An 18,369-nucleotide genomic window follows, 5' to 3' on the forward strand; every position below is an offset into this window, starting at 1 on the left:
AATGCAAACAACCCCTAGTTCTGCCCACAAAAAAAGGAAGGCTTTCGCCTTCCTTTTTTGCTGCAAGCGGCAGTTATTTTTTCGCCGGTGCTGCCTGGCCTGAATCAGCCGGAGCGGCAGCGCTTTCACCACCAGCCATCGGGCCCGGAGCTTTGACTTGCTCCATCAGGTCGTTGTTCCACTCGCCATCCACACGGATATGACCAGCGGCGCCAAGGTTGAACGCTTCGATCAGGTTGTGGTTAACGTAGGCATAGGTACCTGGCTGCTTGAAGGTATACATCGCTGCCCCGGCAGAACCTGCGGCGATAGACCAGGTTTCCAGATCTTGTGCCGGCGGGTCGGCGAGGTTGCCGCGTTCCCAAACATATTCACCGTGGCCGCCAATGATGTGCGGGTAGGTGTAGCGGTTCGCTTGTGAGTGGTAGAACATCACGGTTTCGCCAACTTTTGCAGTCATGGCATTGTCGCCAACCAACGAGCCTTTGCTTTCGCCGAAAACGATGTGGGTCGGGATGAGTTTGTCCATCACTTCCTTGTCATCAGCGAAAGAGGCGGACGGGTTGTCGTAGCGTTTGTATTTGCCGTCTTTGTCTTTCGGGATGTAGTAATCCTGTTCGCCGATATAGTAGGCCTTGTCGTAGTGCAGCTTGTTGCCGTTCTTGTCCTTGATGCCGTCTTTCGGAATAACGAGGATTGCGCCGTTCATGCCGTGCACCAAGTGCCACGGAATCATCGCGCCGCCCGGTGCGCAGTGGTAGATGAAGACGCCCGGTTTGGTTGCCTTGAAGCGCAGTACCACTTCCTGACCCGGGGCGACGTGGGTCAGGTCGCCGCCGCCGAGGGCGCCGGTGGAGGCGTGGAAGTCAATGTTGTGGATGAGCTGGTTTTTGCTGTCGTTTTTCAGGGTGAGCTCAACGTAATCGCCTTCGTGGACGACAATCATCGGGCCGGGAACGGTGTTGTTATAGGCGAACGCCCACATGAAGACACCCGGCTCAACTTCGATTTCTTTCTCGACGATGTTCATCTCGACCTGGACAACGCGCGGTTTGGCGGGTGCTTCCAGTGTGTGTTCCGGCACGGCAGGCGGCGGCACCAGAACTTGCTTGACGTGTTCCAGTTTGTCCAGACCTTCTGCCTGCACACCGACCTTGTAGCCTTCAAGGCCGCCGGTGTGCGCTGCGCCTTCTGCGGCGAAGCTGGCAGGGGCAGCAATCGCCAGTGATGCTGCGACGGAGAGGGATAACCAAGTTTTTCGCATAAAGCGCTCCTGTTTAGGTTGTGGGTTTGTAAAAAATTTTTAAGATTATAGAGACAGCCCCACTTTGGCAGGTTGACTTGAATCAATTAGTCCAAAAAAATGTGAATTACTGTGGATGATGTGAAAACGCGCATCGCGGCGGCATTTGACGACGTTTTCCATTATGATTGCCGCCTTTTTCGCACAAGGAACGACCCATGCCCGACAAAACCCTGACCCGCCGCGAACGCCAGCAGATAGCCGCCTGCGATGCTGCCGGACTGCGCATCCTGCTGGTCGCGCAAGAAAACGCGCTCTTGATGCTGCGCTACCTCGCCGAATGGCTGCGCCAGGGCGGCGCGAGTGGTGCGGGCGAGCGCCTCGCCGCCTTTACCCGCGAGCTGGACAGCGCACCCTCGCACCGCGCGCTGATTGGCGCGCACATCCACGGCTGGCTGCAAAACCTGCACCTCTACGCCAGCCTGGTCAGCGTCGGCATCTTCGCCCGCACCGGCGTCCTGCACGAAACCGCGACCCTGCTCTACGACCGCCTGAACCCGCTACCGGTAGACGAACACCAGCTGCAAGACGTCCTCGACAGCGTCTTTAACGGCAGCAAAGACCTCGAATGGTTAAGCGCCATCGCGCCGCGCCAATGGCTCAGCCTCTTCGCCCGCCTCAGCGAAAACGACGAACAGCGTGGCCGCACCCGCCGCCTCATGCGCGAAGAAAGCACCTACGCGCTGGAAATGCTCGCCATCCGCCTGAGCGCCGAAGACCTCGCGCCCGACCTGATACGGCTGGACAAACGCCTGCTGGATCTCGACTCGCCCTTCGTCGCCCTTGAGCGCGAACTGGCGCGGCTCATCACCAGCTGGCGCGACCACCCGAATGACGCCACCGACGCGGCGACGCTGGCACAGGCGCACGTCCTCATCGACCAGTCGCGGCAACAACTGCACCATTTGAACAGCCGCGCCATCGCCTCCGGCAGCTCGCTCGCCACCGCCCACCTGCTCGAACGCCTCGCACAAAGCCTCGACCGCCTCGAAGCGCTGCTCGCCGTCCTCACCGCCGAAAGCCCGGAAAGCGAAGCGCGCCACTGGCTGGCGCTCCTGAACCAGCTCATCGAAAACGGCCTGCGCCGCCGCAACATCCGCCACCTCTGGAGCCGCAGCGCCTACCTGCTGAGCCAATCCATCACCCAGCACAAAAGCGCGCACGGCGAACACTACATCGCGCGCGGCTGGCAAGAATACCGCCGCATGTACCTAAGCGCCGCCGGCGCGGGCGTCATCATCGCGCTGATGGCGCTGCTCAAAATCAAACTCGCCAGCGCCGTCCCCAGCTACAACGCCTACATCCTGCTCTCAAGCCTCGACTACGGCATCGGCTTCGTCCTCATCTACCTCTGCCACTGCACCGTCGCCACCAAACAACCGGCGATGACCGCGGCACGCATGGCAGAAGCCATCGAACAAACCCAACAAGGCCGCGCCGGGGCGCGCAAACTGGCACAACTCCTCATCGACGTAAACCGCTCACAAAGCATCGCCGTTTTGGGCAATTTGAGCCTCGCCATGCTCACCGCCGTGCTGCTCAGCCTGCTGTGGGCGGACAAAAGCGGCGCGCCGCTGCTCGACCATCACAGCGCTGAGCACCAAATGGCGGCGCTGGCGATGCCGTCGGCGCTGTTCTACGCCGCCATTGCCGCCGTCTGGCTGTTCTGCTCCGGCATCATCGCCGGCTACTACGACAACCGCGCCCAATACCTGCGCCTGCGCGAACGCCTGCGCGTAAACCCCTTGCTGCGCCGCCTCCTGCGCGAACCCGCCCGCGCCCGCTTTGCCGACTTCGTCCACGACCACCTCGGCGCACTCGCCAGCAACTTCCTCTTCGGCGTACTGCTCGGCATCACCCCGTGGATTGGCAAAACGCTGGAACTGCCGCTGGACATCCGCCACATCGCCTTCTCCTCGGCCAACCTCGCCTACGCCACCGCCAGCCACCCCGAAGGCATCGGCACCTTCCTCTATGGCTTCCTTGCCGTCATCGCCATCGGCCTCGTCAACCTCTGGGTCAGCTTCGCCCTCGCCTTGCGCGTCGCCCTGCGCGCCAGAGACGCCCGCTTCCCGCCGCTACGCCAGTTCATCAGTGTGCTGCGCGAAGAAATCCGGCGCGAGCCGCGCGCATTGTTCCTGCCACGCCGCCCGACGAGTGGAGAAAACGGGGCGGGTAAATAACCCCCACCCCCCCACGGAGCCACACATGACCCACCCCCACCCCCTCCACCTCCTTGACGGCGGCATGGGCCGCGAACTCTTGCGGCGCGGCGCGCCCTTCGCCCAACCCGAATGGTCGGCGCTCGCCCTGATACAAGCACCCGCCACCGTGCAGGACGTCCACGCCGCCTACATCGCCGCCGGTGCCGAAACCCTCACCACCAACAGCTACGCCCTCGTCCCCTTCCACATCGGTGAAGAGCGCTTCCGCGCCCGCGCGGGCGAACTCGCCGCACTCGCGGGCAAACTGGCGCGCCAGGCCGTCAAAAAAAGCGGCAAAACCGTCCACATCGCAGGCTCGCTGCCGCCGCTCTTCGGCTCCTACCGCCCCGACCTGTTCGACCCGGCGCGCGCCGCAGAAATCGCCCGCCCGCTCATCGACGGCCAGGCGCCGTACGTTGATTACTGGCTCGCCGAAACCCAAAGCAGCATCGCCGAAGTCCGCGCCCTGCACGCCCTCACCGCACGCGACCGCCCTTTCTGGGCATCCTTCACCCTTGAAGACGAACCGCCTGCCGAGCCGCCCCGCTTGCGTAGTGGCGAAACCGTTGCCGCTGCTGTCGCCGCCGCGCTCGAACTCAAACTCGACGCGCTGCTCTTTAACTGCAGCCACCCCGAAGCGATGACCGCCGCGCTCAAAACCGCGCGTGCCACGATTGACGCGGCGGGCAGCGCGATGCGCCTCGGCGTCTATGCCAACGCCTTTGCGGCGCATGGCACAGACGAAGAAGCCCTGCCCGCCAACGACGGCCTCGACGAAATCCGCACCGACCTCACTCCCACCGCCTACCTGGATTGGGCGAAACACTGGTGCGCGGCGGGTGCGGATATCATTGGCGGCTGCTGTGGCGTTGGTCCGGAACACATCGCCGCACTTGCCGCGTGGCGCGCACAAAACGCCTGACGAAAAACACACGATGGCATCCCGCCACACCGCACCAAAAAACGCAGCCGGAGGCTGCGTTTTTTAATAAGCGGCGCTTAGCGACTCAAACTGACGCTGCCGTCGGTGCCGTGCAAAGCGGCGGCGAACGCATCGGCATCAAAGCCGTCTTCGTGAGTGACGACAATATTGCCGTTATTGATGTTCACCCATTTGACGCCAGGTACATTCATTCCGGCGTCTTTAAGCTTGTCGGCGTTGTCAGCGGTGAGGCCGCTGGCGTGGTAGAGGGTTTGTGGCATGGTGCGCTCCTGGTTCGTGGGGAAAACGCGCCGGGCGGCGCGTTCTGTTGCGATGTACGGCGATGCCAAGCGGCTGCCGTTACCTTTTTATTTGGCTGAAGATAGCGCGCGCTTTTTCAATCAGCCGCAGCAATTCGGCGCGCTCGCCGTAGGGCGCTGCTTGCGGGGCGTTGTGTAGTTTAGAAGTTGAAAAACGCTTCGTGTTCGCCGCTTGCCGTTTTGCTGATGCTGACGTTGAAATCGCCGTCGGTGGCGAGCAGGATGCGGTTGATGCCGTCTTTGCGGTAGTTTTTCGCCGCCACGTCGTCGTCTCTATGAGCGCCATCGTATCGTGATGCGAGCGTGTAAAGGGCATGCAAAAAAAAACGGCCTCTTGCGAGGCCGTTTTCGTTTTAGGGCACCAGCAGATTACTGGTTGTAGTTGTTGGCGGGCGCTACGTTGGTATTGCCGTAGTTATTGGCACCATCATCACCCTGGAAGGTGTTGTTGCCGCCGCCGCCGGTCTTGCTGGCGCCAAAGACGCCGCCCCAGTCGCCGATTTCATAGGCGGAGCCGTATTTGTCCTCCGGTTTGACGGAGTTGAACGAGCCGCCCATTTCGTCAGCGTCTTTGCCGAAGAATGCGGCGCGGAAGGTCGCTTCGTCATTGCCCGGGATGTAGGTGCGGTCAGCCGTACCAAGGACGGTGTTGCCAATGACGTCGCCCTGGAAGTGGACGAGTTTGTCTTTCAGCACGGTGGGTTTTTTCAGGTCCTGTAACCAGGCGTTATATACGTCACCCGTGACTTTTTTCTGACCGACGTCAAAGGAGGCATCGACAAAGTTACCCAGGCCCATCTTGGCATTGCCACCCGCAGCGCCGTTATCAAAACCGAAGGCATTAGGCAGCGGGCGTTTGTCGTCTTTGATATCCCCGGTATAGCCGTGGAAGCTGTTGTCAATGCCGTACATCAGCGCGTGACCGCTATATTGCAGGACAGCATTGCTCGGCAGCGCGCCCATTTGCTCGATGCTGGTCGCATTCGTTCCGCGGAAGAAGTAGTGGTCTACGCCATTCGGGTCGTTTTTGAAGGTGAGCGGTGCGCGCAGGAAACCGTCTTTGAACGGGCCTTCGCCATCGGCGAGATCCAGCTTGGTGGTAACCCGGCCATACTGCACGTTTTTGAGGGTATTCGGCACGGCGCCAATGCTGTATTCGTTCGGCTGGCTTTCGAGGTCTGCCCACAGTTCGTGGTTGTAGCCTTTTCTCGCCTGTACGGAGGGCTGCGCCAGTCTGTCTTTAACCTGAGCGACGAAGGAGCGTACGCCCAGATAGCTGTTCATGCTGACCGGCTTGACCTCTCTTTTTTCCTGATCGGCATAGGCGAGGTGGTAATGGCCGAAGATGCGGGTTTTGGTGTTGTGGTGGTCAACCCAAATCTGTTTAGTGCTATCCCATTTCAGTTCTTCACCGAGCGTCGCACGGCCGGGGTTTTTGGCGCTGCGATAGGGATCGCTGTCGCCGACGCGAATCAGACCGTTGGTGATGTCGCCGGTCGGCTGGATTTCGATGTCGCGGTCGCGGACGGGATCGCCACCTTTGTTATCACCTGCGCCCCAAGCAAGGTCTTCGGAGCCTTCACCGCCTTTGCCGCTGACGTTGTTATCAACACGGCGGGCGCGTGGATCCCAGCCTTCAAGCGTTGCCCAGTTTTCAAAGGCGCTGTCCTGGGTACTCCACCAGATCAGGTTGGCGCCGAATTTTTTCTCGTATTCGGCTTTGTAGCCAGGGGTTCCCGGTTTCCAGATGCGTTCGTCGCTGTAGCGGATGGCATAGCCGTCGTAGGGTGAGTTGCTTTGCAGTTCTTCACGCCAGCCGTCGTAGTGCGGGCCACGGAATTCGCCTTGTTGGCCGTTCGTCTGATTCTTGGGGTCTTTCCAAAGGAAATTTTTTATGTTGGCAGGATATTTGCTATATGCGCCTCTTTGGTGGCGCACGCAACCCCAAAATGCTATGCCACATGAAGCCGGCACTTCGCTCCGGTAAGATATCGCTTTTGTTTTAACCACGGATTTCGCGGACTCCCCATGATTAGCGTCTTTGACATGTACAAAATCGGCATCGGCCCGTCCAGCTCGCACACCGTCGGGCCAATGAAAGCGGGCAGGCAGTTCATTGATGCGCTGTTGGCCGACAACCTGCTTGCGCGTACCACCGCCGTCCGCGCCGACGTTTACGGCTCGCTCTCCCTCACCGGGCGCGGTCACAATACCGACATCGCCATCTTCCTCGGCCTGATGGGCTACCTGCCGGATAGCGTTCCCATCGAACACATCGAGCCCGCCATCGCTGCCGTCAAGACAGACGGCCGCCTCACCCTGAACGAGGCCGAGCCGGCGCGCAGCAAAAACATCGCCTTTGATTTCAAGGCGGACATGCCCTTCCACCGCGATTTCCTGCCGCTGCACGAAAACGGCATGACGCTCACGGCGAAGGCGGATGACACCGTGCTGCTCACCAAAACCTACTACAGCATCGGCGGCGGCTTTATCGTCGAAGAAGCGCAATTCGGCAAAAGCGACGACAACGCGGTCGCCGTGCCCTATCCCTACAAAAACGCCGAAGACATCCTGCGCCACTGCCGCGAGCAAGGGCTGCCCATCTCCTCGCTGATGCGCAAAAACGAACTCGCCCTGCGCCCGGAAGCCGAACTTGCCGCCTACCTCGCTCGCGTCTGGCAAACCATGGCCGACTGCATCGAGCGCGGCCAGCACGCTGAAGGCCTCCTGCCGGGGCCGCTGAAAGTGCCGCGCCGCGCCTGCGCTCTGCGTCGCGTTCTGGAAGCACGCGACATGCAAGACCCGATGGAAATCATCGACTGGGTCAATCTCTTTGCGCTCGCCGTAAACGAAGAAAACGCCGCCGGCGGCCGCGTTGTTACCGCGCCGACCAACGGCGCCTGCGGCATCGTTCCGGCGGTGCTCGCCTACTACGACAAATTCGTCCACCCGCTCAGCACGGAAACCATCGAGCGCTATCTGCTCGCTACCAGCGCCATCGGCTCGCTCTACAAAATGAACGCCTCCATCTCCGGTGCGGAAGTCGGTTGCCAGGGCGAAGTGGGCGTCGCCTGCTCCATGGCCGCCGCCGGGCTGACCGAAATCATGGGCGGCACCCCCGAACAGGTCTGCATGGCGGCGGAAATCGGCATGGAGCACAACCTCGGCCTCACCTGCGACCCCGTCGGCGGGCAGGTACAAGTGCCGTGCATCGAGCGCAACGCCATCGGCGCGGTCAAGGCCATCAATGCCAGCCGCATGGCGCTGCGCCGCACCACCCAGCCCTGCGTCAGCCTCGACGAAGTCATCGAGACCATGTACGAAACCGGGCGCGACATGAACTCCAAATACCGCGAAACCTCCACCGGCGGCCTGGCGGTAAAAATCCTGCCGCCGTGTAACTAACAGGACGAAGTCTGTGGCGGGGGCAGGGCGCTAAACTCACCCCGCCCACACCACCGTCACCCCCGGCGGCGTGAAAACCACCCCGTCGCCCGATTGCCAGCGCACCGTCGCCGCTTCCGCCGCCAAAGCATTGCGGGCGGCGAGGGCGACGAAAGGCGGGAGCGCGAGCCCATCTGCTCTCCAGCGCAGCCCTTGATACCGCAAGCCCTGCAACGGCGACAACGCGAACACGCTCACCTTGTCGCCCGGCTGACCGCACAACTGCCACGCCGCTGCGCCCGAGGCAAAAGCACGCGTGCCGTTGCGCCCCAACAATAACGTGGGCAGACCGAAGCGCGGCAACACCCACAAATTGGCAAAACCATGATCGGCCTCATCGCCATCCGCGCCCAGCACCCACAAATGCGCCTGCGGCCAGCGTGCGCGCACAAAAGCCAGCGCCAGCTCAAAATCCGTCTCGTCCTTTTCCACGGGGAAAGAAAGGCGCGGCGACGTCGCATCCAGGGCGTCGCTGCTGTCAAAATCGCCCAGCCACCATTGCGGCACAACACCCAGCGCCGCCGCATGACGCATCCCGCCATCCACTGCAATCACCACCTCATCTGCCCGCGGCATCCGCGACGGACGCACAAAATCGCCCGCCAACAACAACCAGACCGTCTCACCCATCATTCCCTCTCTTTCTTGATACACACGCGAAAAAGCCGTCGCCTCGAAAAACGCCACCGTCTCACAGCCGCGCCCCGCCTTTTGACAGCCTCCGCGAAAAACCGCACAATTCGGCGACATTTCCGCCCACGACACCCATGAAACTCAACCTCCTCGGCGAATCGCCGCTGCCGCCGCCTGACGCGCACCGCATCGCCCGACCCGAAGACGCCGACGGCGACTATTATCTGCACTGGCGCGACGAACGCTACCACCTCTGCGACCGGCAAAACCGCCACCCGCCGCTCACCCTCGATTTCGCCGACTACCTTGGCCGTAGCGGCAGCGAAACCCTGCCGAAAACCCTGCGCGGACTGGCAGACGCGCCCATTGCCGACGCCACCGCCGGTTGGGGCAAAGACGCCTGGCTGCTCGCCAGCCGCGGTTTTACCCTCACCCTCTACGAGCGCAACCCCTACCTGCACACGCTGCTCGCCGCCGCGTTGGCCGCCGCACAAGAAAACCCGCGCACCGCCGCTATTGCCGCCCGCCTCACCCTCAACCATGCCGACGCCGCGGCAGCACTCGCGCCCGCCAGTTTCGCAGCCGTTTACCTCGACCCGATGTACCCGGAGCGGCGCAAAAGCGCCAAAGTCAAAAAACACATGCAGGCGCTACAACAACTCATCGGCCATCACGGCGACGACGCGACGCTACTTGCCCGCGCGCGCCTCGCGGCGACACGGCGCGTCATCGTCAAACGCCCGCAGCACGCGCCACCGCTGGCGGACATCGCCCCGCATCACGCGATTGACGGCCCCAACACCCGCTACGACATCTACCTCGCGCCCAACACTCCTGACAAGAACTGACACAGCCGCGCGCTATCATGGCGTTCCCCCAACAAAACGGAGAACCCCATGCCAACACTCACCCTTTACACCAACCCGCATTCCCGTGGCACGAACGTCCGCTGGATGCTGGAAGAATGCGGCGCCGATTACAACACCGTCGCCGTACCCTTTGGCGCGGAAATGAAAGCGCCCACCTACCGCGCCATCAACCCGATGGGCAAAGTTCCGGCGCTCACCCACGGCGACACCGTCCTCACCGAAACCGTTGCCATCATCACCTGGCTTGCCGAACGCTATCCGGAAAAAGCGCTGATCCCGGCCGCAGGCAGCGACGCGCGCGGCGAATACTACCGCTGGCTCTGCTTCGCCCTGCACCTCGAATACGCCGCCATCGACCGCAAGCGCGCCATCGAAAACAGCGAAGAAGTGCGCGTCGCCATCGGCTACGGCGACTTCGACACCGCCTTCGCCACGCTGAAAGCCCGTCTGCAAGACCGCGCCCATATCGTCGGCGACCACTTCACCGCACTCGACCTCTACTACAGCGGCCTGCTCCAATGGTTCATCCAGCGCGCACAAGTGTTGCCCGCCGAGCGCGTCTATCTCGACTACATGAACCGCCACCTTGCCCGCCCCGCACACCAACGCGCCATCGCGCTGGACGAGGCGCTGTTGGCGGAGATGGGGTAGCGCGCAGTTCCGTAGGTTGGGTTAGCGAGGAACGCGCGTAACCCAACACTTGCATAAATCCTGATGACCCGTTGGGCTGCGCCTAACCCAACCTACAGACCTACACAAAACCCTTCACAAAAACCATGCCCCACCAGCTCGCCCTTATCCCGCCCGCGCCGCGCTACTGGATCGCCGTAGCCAGCGCCGACCACGTCGCACGCGGCATCGCCGGCGGCTTCATGCAAGTCTGCCACGGCAAACGCGCGCCACTTGCCCGCATCCGCCCTGGCGACGGCATCATCTACTACGCACCGACGCAAACCTTCGGCACGAAAACCCCGCTGCAAGCCTTCGTCGCCCGTGGCGAAATCCTGCCCGGCGAGCCGTACCAGGTGGCGATGACGGACGACTTCCACCCCTGGCGTCGCGACGTGCGCTTTGCCGCCGACGTCCGCCCCGCTCCCATCCGCCCGCTCTTGCCGCAACTCACCTTCATCACTGACCCGCAGCGCTGGGGCTACGTCTTCCGTTTCGGCCTGCTCTCCGTCCTCGCCGCCGACTTCGCCCGCATCACCCGCGCGATGCAGGCATAAATCGCGAAAACAAACGGATACTGTATGGAATGCACGGGGAAGCGGCTATAATGCCGCCCCTTTCCACCAGCCCCTTGACAGTCCATGCTTGAGCGCATCCGCAATTTTTCCATCATCGCCCATATTGACCACGGCAAATCCACCCTCTCCGACCGCTTCATCCAGATGTGCGGCGGCTTGTCCGAGCGCGAAATGGAGGCGCAGGTGCTGGATTCGATGGATTTGGAGCGCGAGCGCGGCATTACCATCAAGGCGCAGAGCGTCTCGCTCAACTACACATCGAAGCGCGACGGGCAGACCTACCAGTTCAACTTCATCGACACCCCCGGCCATGTCGATTTCTCTTACGAAGTGTCGCGCTCGCTCTATGCCTGCGAGGGCGCGCTGCTCGTGGTGGACGCGGCGCAGGGCGTGGAGGCGCAGTCGGTCGCGAACTGCTACACCGCCATCGAGCAGAATCTGGAAGTGTTGCCCGTTCTGAACAAGATTGACCTGCCCTCCGCCGAGCCGGAGCGGGTAATGGAAGAAATCGAAGAAATCATCGGCCTGGACACATCCGAAACCTTGAAGGTGAGCGCGAAAACCGGCGAAGGCATTGCCGACCTGCTGGAGCAGATTATCGAAAAAATCCCGGCGCCGACGGGCGACCCGGACGCGCCGGTGAAAGCGCTCATCATAGACTCATGGTTTGACAGCTACGTCGGCGTGGTCTCGCTGGTGCGCGTCTTTGACGGCACGCTCAAGGTCAAGCAGAAAATGCGGGTCATGAGCAGCGGCGATGAGCACCTCATCACCAAACTCGGCATCTTCACCCCGAAAGCGCAGGACCGCAGCGAGCTGCGCGCCGGAGAAGTCGGCTTTGTCATCGCCGGTATCAAGGACATCAACGGCGCGCCCGTCGGCGATACGCTCACCGATGCCGCCCGCCCCACCGCCGAGCGCCTGCCCGGATTCCAGAAAGTGCAGCCGCGCGTCTTCGCCGGACTGTTTCCGGTGGAATCAGACGACTACGAAGACCTGCGCGAAGCGCTCGCCAAACTGCGCTTAAACGACGCCTCGCTCTTTTACGAGCCGGAAACCTCGCAGGCGCTGGGCTTTGGCTTCCGCTGCGGCTTCCTCGGCATGCTGCACATGGAAATCGTGCAGGAGCGGCTGGAGCGCGAATACGACCTCGACCTCATCACCACCGCGCCGACAGTCGTCTATGAAGTGGAAACCACCGCGGGCGAAACGCTGCACATTGACAATCCGAGCAAATTGCCCGCGACCAACCACATCGCCGAAATCCGTGAGCCAATCATCCTCGCCAACATCCTCGTGCCGAAAGACTACCTTGGCGCGGTCATCGGCCTGTGCATCGAAAAACGCGGCGTGCAGAAAGACATGCAGTTCGCCGGGCACCAAGTGCAGCTGCGCTTTGAAATGCCGATGAGCGAAGTGGTGCTGGACTTCTTCGACCGCCTCAAATCGGTGTCGCGCGGCTTCGCCTCGTTTGACTACGAATTCCGCCGCTTTGAGCCGGCGAGCCTCGTCCGCCTGGACGTGCTGATTAACGGCGACAAAGTCGATTCGCTCTCCATCATCATCCACCGCGAACACGCGCAATCGCGCGGCCGCGACCTCGTCGAGCGCATGCGCGACCTCATCCCGCGGCAAATGTTTGAAGTCGCCATCCAGGCGGCGATTGGCAACCAGGTCATCGCCCGCTCAACCGTCAAAGCCTTGCGCAAAAACGTGCTCGCCAAATGCTACGGCGGCGACGTCTCGCGCAAACGCAAACTGCTGGAAAAACAAAAAGCGGGCAAAAAACGGATGAAACAAGTCGGCAGCGTCGAAATCCCGCAAGAAGCCTTCCTCGCCGTCCTCAAAGTCGATAACAACAGCAACTAAGGAACCCCCTCACACATGAACACCATCCAGCAAATCCTCGCCGGATTCATGACCCATTTTGAGCTGATTCTCACCGTCACCGTCATCATCTGCTTCATCTTCTACCTCATCGACGGCCGCAGCTACCGCAAAACGCGCAAGCGCCTCTACCGCGCCTTCAAAACCGGCACCGAAACCCAGGAAGACCGCATCGCCTACGCCACCCGCCTCGCCACCGTCATCCAGGGCAAAGGCGTGCGCCGCAAACACCAAAACGCCTTCGACCGCGCCCAACACGCCCTCACCCAACAAGAGCCGCTCAAAGGCGCCGAACTCTACTGGCTCAAACACCCCGTGTACCCGCAAGAAAAAATCATCGAATTCTTCGGCGGCATGTTCTGGGTGCTGTTCACCGTGTGGTTCATCCGCTCCTTCATGTGGGAGCCGTTCCGCATCCCCTCCGGCTCGATGGAGCCGAACCTCTACGACGGCGACTTCATCCTCACCAGCAAATACAGCTACGGCATCAAACTGCCCGTACTGCGCACGACCCTCATCCCGACCGGCAGCGTGCAGCGCGGCGACGTCATCGTCTTCCGCTACCCGGAAAACCCCAGCCTGCACTACATCAAGCGCGTCATCGGCCTGCCCGGCGACCACATCCGCTACGAGCGCAACCACGTCTGGATCAACGACGAAGCGCAGCCGCTGGAACCTACCGGCGAAACACGCGAAATCAACCGTGAGTACGGCGAGCGCAGCTACCGCATCCCCGCCGCCATCTACGAAGAAACCCTGACCGGCTACGGCAAACACCGCGCGCAACTCTACCCCGAAAACCCCAACACCCGCCCCGGCATGGTCGAAGGCAGCCTGACCGTCCCGGCAGGACACTACTTCGTCATGGGCGACAACCGCGACGACAGCGAAGACAGCCGCGCCTGGGGCTTTGTCCCGGAAAAAAACCTGGTCGGCAAAGCCACCTTCATCTGGATGAACAGCAACTGCATCCTCGGCAAAGGCGACTGCAACCACATCGGCAAAAGCATCCGCTAAAACACCCATCGTAGGGTGGGTCTTGACCCACCACCAAACCATTCTACGGTGGGGCAAGCCCCACCCTACATCCCCCCAACCATGCACCCCCTCGAACAAGCGCTGAACTACCGCTTCACCGACACCGCCCTCCTCACCCGCGCGCTGACCCACCGCAGCCACAGCGCCAAACACAACGAACGCCTCGAATTCCTCGGCGACGCCCTGCTCGAAACCATCAGCAGCATCTGGATCTACCAGAACCGCCGCGACGTACCCGAAGGCGACCTCACCCGCCTGCGCGCCACCATCGTCAGCGGCGAAAACCTCGCCGCCATCGCCCGCCGCCTCAACCTCGGCCAACACCTGCATCTGGGCAGCGGCGAACTGAAAAGCGGCGGCGCGCGGCGCAACTCCATCCTGGCGGACGCCGTCGAAGCGCTCATCGCCGCGGTATACCTGGACAGCGACTACCCCACCTGCGAACACATCACCCTCGCGCTCCTCAAAGACGACCTCAGCGCCCTGCCACAAACCGCGACCCGCCTCAAAGACGCGAAAACCCAACTGCAAGAATACCTGCAAGGCCGCGGCCTGCCGCTACCGGACTACCAAATCACCGAAGAAAGCGGCCCCGAACACGCGCGTGAATTCCAGATTGAAGCGACCAGCGGCGACTACCGCGCCATCGCGCACGGTAGCAGCCGCAAAAAAGCCGAACAACAAGCCGCCGCCGACCTGCTTGCCCAATACCAAAACCACAAATAACCCGGAAAACCCCATGAAGCGCAAACACATCGCCATCCCCCTCCTGCTCGCCCTCGCTGCCAACCTCTCCACCGCCGCCAAACCGAACAGCGAACCCGCCACCTCCCCCGACAAACCCTACAACCTGCATCACTTGTACAGACCCGACAACCTGCACACCTTGAGCAGCGCCGCCCCTAAACCCGACAACATGGACGCCCCGCCAGTCCTGCAGCCGCAGCCCGCCAGCGTGTACGACGCCGCCACAGCCGCCAAAACCGACATCACCTACACCCCCTACCCCTCCGCCAAAAACATCCCCGCCAACAATGGGCACCGCAAAATCCTGGGCGAAACCGCCGATGGTCGCCGGGTCATCCAGGACTACTACCAAAACAGCGACCACCCGCGCACCGCGCCCTACATCCTCAACCGCTACGGCGACCCGCGAGCCACCATCATCATCAACGCCGACAGCAAACTCGTCTGGTACAACCAGGACGGCAGCGTGTACGCCATCCAGCACTACCATGACGGCCAGCCTGCCGGATACCTGAGCTACTACCGCAACGGCCGCCTCGTCGCACAAAAACCCCGTCCCGGCAGCGACCACGATTTCTACGGCATCGGCGGCAAAGCCACAGCAGGCACGCGCTACTACTACGACGACGGCCACATCCTCGCCCTCGAATACCAGCATGGGCGCATTGGCAGCTGCTTCGCCGCCTTCTACTGCGAAGAAGGCGAAAGCCTCTACGCCCCGGACGGCACCCCGCTCCTCGCCTGGCAGAGTGACCAAAGCGGTGACATCATCTCCAGCCACAGCTGGAACACCCTCAACACCACCCCGGCCGGACAACAGGCCGCGCGCCGCCAGAGCATCAACGCCGCCCTCGCCCGCCGGGACGACATCAAACAACAGCTGCGGAACAACAGCGACCTCAACCGGCACAACCGCGAGAGAACCGCCACCGACCTGCCTGAACCAGCCCTTTTTGATACACCTTTTGATACACCTTGAGCGCTCAAGCGGACTACCCCCTACCCATCACCTCCCAGGAACCCCCATGAACACGCGCGCCGGACACATCGCCGTCGTTGGCCGCCCCAACGTCGGCAAATCCACCCTGATTAACCACCTCATCGGCCAGAAAATCGCCATCACCAGCAAAAAACCGCAGACCACGCGGCACGCGCTGCTCGGCATCCACACCACGGGCGAGAACCAAATCATCTTCGTCGATACCCCCGGCATCCACCAAAGCCGGGAAAAAGCCATCAACCGCCACATGAACCGCACCGCCTGGCAAAGCATGGACTACGTCGATCTCATCCTGCAGGTCTCTGAGGCCGGGCGCTGGAACGACGAAGACGCGCGCATCGCCAAAGCGCTGGCCGCAGGCGACAAACCCGTCATTCAGGTGCCGAACAAAATCGACCGCCTGCGCGACAAAACCGTGCTGCTCAAAGAACTCGAACACATCCAGAGCCTCGGCAACTGGCAGGCGATCATCCCCGTCTCCGCCCAACAGCGGCAAAACCTCGACACGCTGGAGCGCGCGCTGATACCGTTTCTCCCCGAACAGCCGTGGCTCTACCCCGAAGACCACATCACCACCGCCGGCATGCGCTTCATGGCTGCTGAAATCATCCGCGAAAAAATCTTCCGCTACCTGCACCAGGAAATCCCCTACGCCCTCGGCGTCATCATCGACCAGTACCAAGAAGACGAGCGCCTCGTCGAAATCGACGCCACCATCATGGTGGAGCGCGACAGCCAAAAAGGCATCGTCATCGGCAAGGGCGGGCAGACGCTGCGCCTCATCGGTCAGCGCGCGCGCGAAGAACTGGAAGGACTGCTGGAAAAAAAAGTGATGCTGCGCAACCACGTCAAAACCAAAGAAAACTGGCGCGACAACGACGCCATCATCCACAGCATGGGGCACGGCAGTGGCACAGAAGACGCCTGATGCGCCCGAACCCGCGCCGCTCAAACCCTGCACCCCGCTCGTCGGCGGACTTATCGTCCTCGCCGCGCTGTTGCACCAGGTGACACACGGCTACGGCAGCGCCATCTGCCTGCTGCTGATCGTCATCGTCATGGGCGGACAGGCGCTGATGCTGCACCAAATCCGCCGCGATTTTGCCGCCATCGACGCCGCCAAAGCGGCTTTTGAGGCGGATGGCGACCCCGCCCACCTCGACGCCATCGACCACATCGCGCTGCGCATCCTGCACGAAAACAAACTGCTCACCGCCGCCAGCAAAACGCGCCTGCAACGCTGGCGTGCTTACGTCGCCGAACAACAAACGCCCCGCCACGGCGCCTAACACAAACTCACCCCGCAAACGTCTCCCGCAGAATCGCCAGCACCGCTGCGATTTTCGCCGCTTGCACGCGGTGCGGGGTGACGGCGTAGATGCTGACCGCAGGCAGCGTCCATTCCGGCAAGACGCGCTGCAAACGTCCGCACGCCAGCGCCGCTGCCGCCTCGCCCTCAAGCATCAGCGCCAGCCCCAGTCCCGCTTCGCACAGCACGCGCACCGCCGCGAGCTGGTTGCAGTAAAGACTGTCTTCAATATCCAGCAGATAGCGCGCCTCGCCGCGCTGTATTTCCAGATGCAGCGGCAGATGGTGCAGCCAGCGTTGCCGCGTCAAATCGGCGGGGGTGTGGATGGGCGGGGCATGCTTCAGCCAGGCGGGCGCAGCGCAGATCTGCCAACGCCACTCGGCGAGAGGGCGCGCGACGAGGTCGGGCGCGTCCAGCGCATGATCGCCGCCGCGCAGGGCAATATCAATCGCGCCGCTGCGCAGATCCGCCAGCGCTTCGCCGAAATGCAATTGCAGGCGCAACGCGGGGTGTTCGTCGCCGATGCGCCGCAGGGCGCGCTGAAAGGCGGCGGCGTTTGCCATGCTGGTCGGCGCGGCAAGGCGCACCTCGCCGGCGATTTCGGTTTTAAGATTGGCGAGGGCGAGGCGGGTATCGTGCAGGGTCGCATTGAGGCGGCGGCAATTCGTTTGGCAATCTCTACCTCCGCACCAATCAACTCCTGTACCGACGAAGCAAATGCCTTACCCGTGTAACCACCGTCAGCAAGGATTTTTTGTACCGCACCAAGATTATCCCGCCCACGTTCCAAGGCTAGCAGGCAGCCTTTTCTATCCGTAACATCCGCCGTCGTTACCGCAAGCGCATGCGGCAAACCTTGCGTGTCAACCGCTATATGCCGCTTGATACCGCTAACCTTCTTGCCCGCATCGTAGCCTTTTTCCATGGCGGTATCCGTGTTCTTCACACTCTGCGCATCAATAATCAGGAAAGTGGTTGCTTCATGGCGACCCTGCTTGCGGCGCTCCGCAACTACCTGATTTTTTTAATGCTTCCTCAAGGATGCTGATGCCACTCTCGCGTAGCTCAGTCCATCTCTGGAAGTAGGAATGCACGGTGCGCCATTTGGGGAAATCGCCCGGCAAAGCGCGCCAGGAGCAGCCGGTGCGTTGCAGATAGAGAATGGCACGAGATATCGTACAAGTCCACCTGGCGTGGCGCTGTGCGTTTACGGGCACTTTCCAGCAGGGGAAGGAGAGGCGCAAATTGCTCGCGACTGATATCGCTTGGGTAGGTTTTTCTGTTCATGCCGATAGTTTACAGCAGAGGCTGAGACAATGAACACGTTCTAAGAACGACATTGCGCGGCGCAATACGGCTTTTCGTTTCCGAGACGTTGCCTGCAACGTCTCTACGAAATCCAGCAACCACGCCGCTTGGTGGCGTTCTCCCATCCCACACAACCTC

Annotated in this window: 18 protein-coding genes and 1 pseudogene; 12 read left to right on the forward strand and 7 right to left on the reverse strand. The window is 61.8% G+C overall.

The genetic code is table 11. The features are described from left to right. Nucleotides 1-73 precede the first annotated feature (73 nt). Entirely contained in the window at nucleotides 74-1,264 is a 1,191-nt protein-coding gene (gene nirK / locus EL199_RS03000) for a copper-containing nitrite reductase (protein ID WP_004140403.1), read from the reverse strand. A 197-nt stretch (nucleotides 1,265-1,461) separates the two neighbouring features. Here nirK and EL199_RS03005 point away from each other — a divergent pair, with 197 nt between their 5' ends. Both EL199_RS03005 and EL199_RS03010 read left to right on the forward strand, forming a co-directional pair. Beyond that, nucleotides 1,462-3,486, forward strand: coding sequence for a site-specific recombinase (locus EL199_RS03005; protein WP_004140402.1), 2,025 nt, complete (start codon nucleotides 1,462-1,464; stop codon nucleotides 3,484-3,486). A gap of 25 nt (nucleotides 3,487-3,511) precedes the next feature. Continuing rightward, complete coding sequence (locus EL199_RS03010; RefSeq protein WP_004140399.1) at nucleotides 3,512-4,429, forward strand: homocysteine S-methyltransferase family protein; 918 nt, start codon at nucleotides 3,512-3,514, stop codon at nucleotides 4,427-4,429. A gap of 77 nt (nucleotides 4,430-4,506) precedes the next feature. On the opposite strand, the gene EL199_RS03015 is transcribed toward EL199_RS03010, so the two are convergent. From EL199_RS03015 to EL199_RS03025, 3 genes are all read right to left on the reverse strand, one after another. Beyond that, complete coding sequence (locus tag EL199_RS03015; protein WP_126315982.1) at nucleotides 4,507-4,710, reverse strand: hypothetical protein; 204 nt, start codon at nucleotides 4,708-4,710, stop codon at nucleotides 4,507-4,509. Between the two features lie 179 nt (nucleotides 4,711-4,889). Beyond that, entirely contained in the window at nucleotides 4,890-5,012 is a 123-nt protein-coding gene (locus tag EL199_RS13480) for a hypothetical protein (protein ID WP_256860861.1), read from the reverse strand. A gap of 106 nt (nucleotides 5,013-5,118) precedes the next feature. Next, complete coding sequence (locus EL199_RS03025) at nucleotides 5,119-6,687, reverse strand: transferrin-binding protein-like solute binding protein (protein ID WP_004140392.1); 1,569 nt, start codon at nucleotides 6,685-6,687, stop codon at nucleotides 5,119-5,121. A gap of 90 nt (nucleotides 6,688-6,777) precedes the next feature. Between EL199_RS03025 and EL199_RS03030 the strand changes: the two genes are divergently transcribed. After that, nucleotides 6,778-8,154 (forward strand): L-serine ammonia-lyase, encoded by a 1,377-nt coding sequence (locus tag EL199_RS03030; protein ID WP_004140390.1) that lies wholly within the window; start codon nucleotides 6,778-6,780, stop codon nucleotides 8,152-8,154. Nucleotides 8,155-8,190: 36 nt separating this feature from the next. Here EL199_RS03030 and EL199_RS03035 read toward each other — a convergent pair whose 3' ends face one another. Beyond that, nucleotides 8,191-8,826 (reverse strand): thiamine diphosphokinase, encoded by a 636-nt coding sequence (locus EL199_RS03035; protein ID WP_232008331.1) that lies wholly within the window; start codon nucleotides 8,824-8,826, stop codon nucleotides 8,191-8,193. Between the two features lie 134 nt (nucleotides 8,827-8,960). Here EL199_RS03035 and EL199_RS03040 point away from each other — a divergent pair, with 134 nt between their 5' ends. The 9 genes from EL199_RS03040 to EL199_RS03080 all read left to right on the forward strand — a co-directional run bounded on the left by EL199_RS03040 (nucleotide 8,961) and on the right by EL199_RS03080 (nucleotide 16,903). Next, nucleotides 8,961-9,674, forward strand: a complete 714-nt coding sequence (locus EL199_RS03040; RefSeq protein ID WP_004140386.1) for a class I SAM-dependent methyltransferase — start codon at nucleotides 8,961-8,963, stop codon at nucleotides 9,672-9,674. Between the two features lie 48 nt (nucleotides 9,675-9,722). Then, a complete protein-coding gene (locus EL199_RS03045) occupies nucleotides 9,723-10,346 on the forward strand; it encodes a glutathione S-transferase family protein (RefSeq protein WP_040355006.1) in 624 nt (207 codons plus the stop codon). Between the two features lie 125 nt (nucleotides 10,347-10,471). Next, a complete protein-coding gene (locus tag EL199_RS03050; RefSeq protein WP_004140382.1) occupies nucleotides 10,472-10,921 on the forward strand; it encodes an EVE domain-containing protein in 450 nt (149 codons plus the stop codon). Between the two features lie 84 nt (nucleotides 10,922-11,005). Then, a complete protein-coding gene (lepA, locus tag EL199_RS03055) occupies nucleotides 11,006-12,811 on the forward strand; it encodes a translation elongation factor 4 (RefSeq protein WP_004140379.1) in 1,806 nt (601 codons plus the stop codon). 15 nt (nucleotides 12,812-12,826) lie between these two features. Further along, entirely contained in the window at nucleotides 12,827-13,846 is a 1,020-nt protein-coding gene (lepB, locus tag EL199_RS13485; protein ID WP_004140376.1) for a signal peptidase I, read from the forward strand. 81 nt (nucleotides 13,847-13,927) lie between these two features. After that, nucleotides 13,928-14,593 (forward strand): ribonuclease III, encoded by a 666-nt coding sequence (gene rnc, locus EL199_RS03065; protein WP_004140375.1) that lies wholly within the window; start codon nucleotides 13,928-13,930, stop codon nucleotides 14,591-14,593. Nucleotides 14,594-14,606: 13 nt separating this feature from the next. Further along, nucleotides 14,607-15,593, forward strand: a complete 987-nt coding sequence (locus tag EL199_RS03070) for a toxin-antitoxin system YwqK family antitoxin (protein ID WP_004140373.1) — start codon at nucleotides 14,607-14,609, stop codon at nucleotides 15,591-15,593. A 46-nt stretch (nucleotides 15,594-15,639) separates the two neighbouring features. Further along, nucleotides 15,640-16,542: a GTPase Era gene (gene era / locus EL199_RS03075; protein WP_004140371.1), complete on the forward strand. Its 903-nt coding sequence runs from the start codon at nucleotides 15,640-15,642 to the stop codon at nucleotides 16,540-16,542. Next, nucleotides 16,523-16,903 carry a hypothetical protein gene (locus EL199_RS03080; RefSeq protein ID WP_004140369.1) on the forward strand — a complete coding sequence of 127 codons (381 nt, stop codon included), beginning with the start codon at nucleotides 16,523-16,525 and terminating at the stop codon, nucleotides 16,901-16,903. Before era ends, EL199_RS03080 begins: the two co-directional genes overlap by 20 nt. A 7-nt stretch (nucleotides 16,904-16,910) precedes the next feature. On the opposite strand, the gene EL199_RS03085 is transcribed toward EL199_RS03080, so the two are convergent. After that, nucleotides 16,911-17,642 (reverse strand): substrate binding domain-containing protein, encoded by a 732-nt coding sequence (locus tag EL199_RS03085; RefSeq protein ID WP_126315983.1) that lies wholly within the window; start codon nucleotides 17,640-17,642, stop codon nucleotides 16,911-16,913. Further along, nucleotides 17,588-18,210 (reverse strand): annotated as a pseudogene (locus EL199_RS13210) (IS5 family transposase); the annotation flags it as partial. The gene EL199_RS03085 and the pseudogene EL199_RS13210, both read right to left, overlap by 55 nt. Nucleotides 18,211-18,369: the final 159 nt, after the last annotated feature.

The organism is Cardiobacterium hominis (genome assembly GCF_900637305.1).
Lineage (GTDB): Bacteria > Pseudomonadota > Gammaproteobacteria > Cardiobacteriales > Cardiobacteriaceae > Cardiobacterium > Cardiobacterium hominis.